This window comes from Shewanella sp. 11B5, from assembly GCF_002836795.1.
GTDB classification, from domain to species: Bacteria; Pseudomonadota; Gammaproteobacteria; order Enterobacterales; family Shewanellaceae; genus Shewanella; species Shewanella frigidimarina.
The window spans coordinates 1-5,117 of sequence record NZ_PJAP01000413.1 but is presented as its reverse complement, the minus strand read 5'-3'; the positions used below and the strand labels follow the sequence as shown (position 1 = coordinate 5,117).

At 41.2% G+C, this 5,117-nt stretch carries 5 protein-coding genes; 3 read left to right on the top strand and 2 right to left on the bottom strand.

Annotated elements, in window-relative coordinates; all coding sequences use genetic code 11:
- The first annotated feature begins 10 nt into the window (after positions 1-10).
- The 3 genes from CXF78_RS09615 (at position 11) to CXF78_RS09605 (ending at position 3,513) form a co-directional block, all read left to right on the top strand.
- Complete coding sequence (locus tag CXF78_RS09615) at positions 11-376, top strand: hypothetical protein (RefSeq protein WP_041413484.1); 366 nt, start codon at positions 11-13, stop codon at positions 374-376.
- Positions 377-402: 26 nt separating this feature from the next.
- Entirely contained in the window at positions 403-1,209 is an 807-nt protein-coding gene (locus CXF78_RS09610) for an alpha/beta fold hydrolase (RefSeq protein ID WP_102036648.1), read from the top strand.
- Between the two features lie 297 nt (positions 1,210-1,506).
- Positions 1,507-3,513, top strand: coding sequence for a methyl-accepting chemotaxis protein (locus CXF78_RS09605; protein ID WP_011636826.1), 2,007 nt, complete (start codon positions 1,507-1,509; stop codon positions 3,511-3,513).
- Between the two features lie 461 nt (positions 3,514-3,974).
- Here CXF78_RS09605 and CXF78_RS09600 read toward each other — a convergent pair whose 3' ends face one another.
- Together CXF78_RS09600 and CXF78_RS09595 are read right to left on the bottom strand one after the other, a co-directional pair.
- Positions 3,975-4,517: a DUF1415 domain-containing protein gene (locus CXF78_RS09600; RefSeq protein WP_011636827.1), complete on the bottom strand. Its 543-nt coding sequence runs from the start codon at positions 4,515-4,517 to the stop codon at positions 3,975-3,977.
- A 29-nt stretch (positions 4,518-4,546) separates the two neighbouring features.
- Positions 4,547-5,117: LysE family translocator (locus CXF78_RS09595; protein WP_102036647.1), on the bottom strand; the 571-nt coding region annotated here is incomplete at its 5' end.

Below are 5,117 nucleotides of genomic sequence, written 5' to 3'. Positions count from 1 at the left end.
CATCTATTTTATGAGCATCACCCATGAGCAAGTCGCATCAACCTTGAATGATTTGAAATGTCGTACTAATTTTAATATTAAGAATGTCACCGAATACATGCTGCCTGAGTTAAAAGAGCCTGTTTATTTGCATGTAGAAGGAAAAACGCCATTACTGATTATTCGTCCGGCATTTGAAGTGTTTTCGACTGAACTGGCTACCATTGACGGGGTACACGCTAAATATGATTACTATCACAATGCCCAAATGACCCGATTCCCAACTCGTCAAAACAAAGGCTTAAATGAAATTCACTACGGTTTAGCCTTTCGATTTGATACCACAGATGCCATTAAATTATTTATTAATAGATTGATTGAAATAGTAAAAGGATAAGTGACTCATTAAGGGAGCCCAACATCATGACAGAGCAATTTAATATTAATCAGTTTAATTGTTCCATCAGCGGTAAAGGGCCAACTCTTATTTGGGCTCATGGTTCAACAGGCTGTATTCAAAGTGAAGATGCCATTGGTTTATATGCTTGGCATCGATTTCCTAAAAAATTGCAGCTGATTCGTTATGACGCAGTTGGTCATGGTTTGTCTTCTGCCGGTAAGTGCGTAGAAGACTATTTATGGCCAGAACTGGCCAATGACATGATAAGTGTAGCGACGCATTGTAAAGCAACGTCAGAGCTTATTTTAGGTGGCCAATCAATGGGCAGTGCCACAAGTTTATATGCAGCGTTGAAGCATCCAGGCATGGTAAAAGGATTGATCTTAATGAATCCACCAAACGCATGGCATGCACGGGCGGCACAAGTGGATGAATATCATAAAATGGCAAAAGCAGCTCGTATTTTTGGTGGTAAAGGTTTAGCTAAAATAAGTGCTAAACATTGGGATAAATTACTTCCTAATTGGCTGATTAATGGTCATGAGCACAGCGTGCTAGGAATGCTCGATGGGTTAAAACAGATGACTCGCCAAACTCTTGATCAGTTGTTTCGTGCCGCAGCCCTTAATGATTTGCCAAATAAGCAGCTGCTTAGCGGATTGACAATGCCAACGCTTATTTTAGCCTGGCATGGCGATAAGACCCATCCGGTTGAAACCGCCATTGAATTGCACCAAACATTACCCAATTCGACTTTACACATTGCTGACTCAGTAGATGAAGTCAATGAATGGCCTGAATTGATCAGCGAGTTTTGTTTTCGTTTATAAATCGTTATCGATAGTGAGAAGATTCGTTTTCAGTTGATTTTATCACGGTAGCTTTACACGCTAAATTCATTCACTCAATTTCATCGTCTGAGATGCAGATTGCATTGGGTTCACGCAGGAGAAAAGATAGTAACTACTCAATTATATGTATTTAAAGCATTATTAAATTAAAAGAAACTAAATTAGCTGTGAGCTAGATCTGAGTTTGTTGTAAAGTCTTTACCAAAATCTATCAATGTGGTTTATGGTTTGGTGTAGAAAAACGTATTTACCGAAAGAGTTTTAAAAGGATGATGTATGAATTGGCAATGGATTAGCAACCTCAAAATTTCGCGTAAACTGGCTTTACTTGTAATCCCCCCGTTATTAACCAGTATTCTATTTGGTGGTATGTACCTTAATAATGAATACAACACTCAGCATCGGTTAGCACTGATTATTGATTTAACCCAGGTTGCCATTATCAATAGCTCATTAGTACATGAACTGCAAAAAGAGCGTGGCATGAGTGCCGGTTTTCTCAGTTCTAAAGGCCAAGCATTTAAAGACAATTTAACTAACCAACGTGCTGAAACAGACATACAAATTCAACGTTTTAATCTTGTTGCTCAGCAAGAGAATTTTCCACAACAACTGCAATCCACATATAGTGAAGTTGCCGCTGCATTTAATCAGCTAAGCCAAATACGTAAAAATGTCACAGCGTTAAACATTAGCGTCGCAGAGCAGGTTAGTTATTATACCCGCATCAATACCCTATTATTATCAATGGTTGATAATGCTGCTAGCCAGAGTTTAGACAGCCAAATAGCCATAAAGCTCAAAGCATTTGCGGCATTTTTACAATTAAAAGAACGAGCAGGAATAGAGCGTGCTGTCCTCAGCACCACTTTTGGCCGCAGTGAATCTCCCCCTGGGTCATATCGAAAATTTGTCACGCTAGTGGCAGAGCAACAAACTTATGCAGAACGGTTTATTGCCGCTGCCAGCCCAGAAAACATCCGTATTTTTAAACAAGCACAACAAGACAGTGCTATGGCGAGTGTTGACCAACTTCGTGAAATTGCCTTTGCACAAGACAGCGTCGCAATGGCACAACAAAGCCCAGAAGATTGGTTTAAAATATCGACGGCACGGATTGAATTGCTAACTCAACTAGAAAAACAATTCAGCCAAGACTTGTCACAGTTAAGCCAAGATAAATTGTCACAAGCAACTGAGCATATGTATCTCACTGGCGCTGTGTTATTGCTGGCTCTTATTTTTGCTATTGTGATGAGCATGGTTGTTTCTCGCTACTTACATCGTAGCTTAAGTGTGCTACACAAACAGGTGCTACATGCAGGCACTCAATTTGATTTAACCACTCGCTTAAGCCATCAGTCAGATGATGAATTTGGTCAAATTTCGATAGCATTCAATCAAATGATGGCAGAGTTTGAACTTGTTATTACCCAAGTGCGTCGTAATGCATTGAGTTTGGTTCATGCGGTTGAAAAAATGAATGGTTTTACTCACTCAATGCAAGCAGATGTTGAACAAGGTTCGTCAGAAGCTGAGCAAGTCGCTTCTGCGATGACTGAGATGAGTGCCACGGTCCACGAAATTGCCGCTAATGCAGTGCAGGTTTCAGAAGCATCAGCCAATGCCAATATCGAAGTGCAGAGTGGTAACAACGACGTTAGTAAAACCAGTGATGCGATTCAATTGTTGGCTAAAGAAATTGCCAACGCTGCGCAAAGTATTGAACGTTTAGATAAAGATGTACAAGATATTGTGACCATTTTAGCGGTCATCAGCTCTATTGCTGACCAAACTAATTTACTCGCATTAAATGCGGCAATCGAAGCAGCTAGAGCGGGCGAGCAAGGAAGAGGTTTTGCCGTTGTTGCAGATGAAGTGCGTACCTTAGCTCAGCGCTCACAACGTTCAACAGAAGACATTAAAGCGATGACCGAGCGTCTTAAAGCGGGGGCGGCCACTGCCGTCAGTGCTATGCAGCGAGGCCAGGTACAAGCACAACAAAGTGTTACAGAATCTCAACATGCAGGCAATGAGCTTAAATTGATTGCTCAACACGTTGGTGTGATTGACAGCATGAACCAACAAATTGCCGCTTCAACACATGAACAATCAGCCGTGGCTGAGGAAGTGAATCGTAATGCGATGAAAATCACTGAGATCTATCACCATACGCAGGAGATATCACAACAGATTGCTTTGCTAAATGATAATTTATTGAGTGATGCCAGTGACATGTCACAACAAGTCAGCAAATTTATCTTATCTACTACGACAAGCTAAAACGATAACGAGCGAGAAAAGCGGTAACGTCGATGACAATCTACGCGAAGATGACAAGCGAAAACACAGCGAACAAGCCTAGAGGCTAAAACGCTTGTCATCGCTCGTTATCGTTTTCATCACTTGCTCGCTTAATCTGCTTTTATAGCCGCGCAGCGATCTAGCAGGACGAAGTCCGCCCTAGTCTCTAGGCTATAAATTGATAACAAGCGGTAAGGGCGATGACAATCTAAGAAAGATAGCAAGCGAACAAGCCTAGATGCTAGAACGCTTCGCGGCTAGAGGCTATAAAAGCTTGATCAACCAAGTCTGAAGGTTTTTTGCTACACCACGGAGCCAACTGTTATCCGCTTTTATAGCAGCGCAGCGATCTAGCAGGACGAAGTCCGCCCTAGTCTCTAGGCTGTTAATCGCTTGTCATCGCTAGTCACCGCTCTTTATCGCCTGTGACCTTTCTCAACTCATTTGGTGCAATGTTGCAGTAATTGGACAAAAAAATCGCTTCCTTTACGTTCAGCAAACGCAATATTTCGCTCGGGAATAGATTCAGGATCATTATAGTTGGCTAATGCCATTTCCATGCTGGCTTCGCGGATAATATGCAGGCAAGGGTAGGGGGAACGATTGGTAAAGTTAGCGGCACTGTCTTGTGGTTCACCTTCAAAACAATAGTCCGGATGAAATGTCGCTAATTGATAAACACCCTCATAACCTTGTTCAATTAGTTCATCTGTAGCGTAATCAACTAAATCTAAATAAGGGTAAAAACCTTCAAAACCTCGCGGCAAAATAAACAGGGTTGTTTCAGTGTCAGGATGATTATCTAAGTATTGGCATTCTTCAATCAACGCCTTTAGCACAGCCTTTGTTTTAGTTTCTTCAATGGCAACATAGCGAATACTTGCACGTTCGACTTCTCGACGGGCAAATGGGCAAATGTTGTATTTCATAATGACATCTTTTACCCAAATTTCGGTATGAGCAAGACATTCATGTTGTTCCATTACTTAACCCTTTATCGCTATTAAATTGATTAGTGTGTTGTTGGCGGCAACATCATTGGGATGATCGATGCCACTAATAATAATGCCATAGTGATATTAAAAATACGTTGTTGACGCTCATTTTTAAGTAACCGTTTTAGTGCCACCCCAAATCCTAACCAGACAATCGCACAGGGAAAGGCGACACATAAAAACACACTCGCTATGGTAATCACCTGGCTATTAAGTTCTTGTTGTACTGAGGTAAATGTTGCTATGGCACCAACAGCCATAATCCAGCCTTTCGGATTAACCCATTGAAATGCAGCAGCTTGTAAAAAAGTAAATGGTTTACTCACCTGCTTGCCTTCCATTTTATTGCTGCTATTAGCGATGAGCCATGATAAATACAGCAAATAGCTAATTCCAATTACTTTAATCACAATATGAATGAAAGGATAAGCTTGAAATATTGCACTTAACCCAAGCCCGACCGCTAATATCATGGTCGGAAATCCTAAGCTAATACCCATTAGATGAGGAATGCTGCGTTTAATACCAAAATTCACACCTGAGGTCATCAACATGATGTTGTTTGGGCCTGGAGTAATTCCGGCAGAA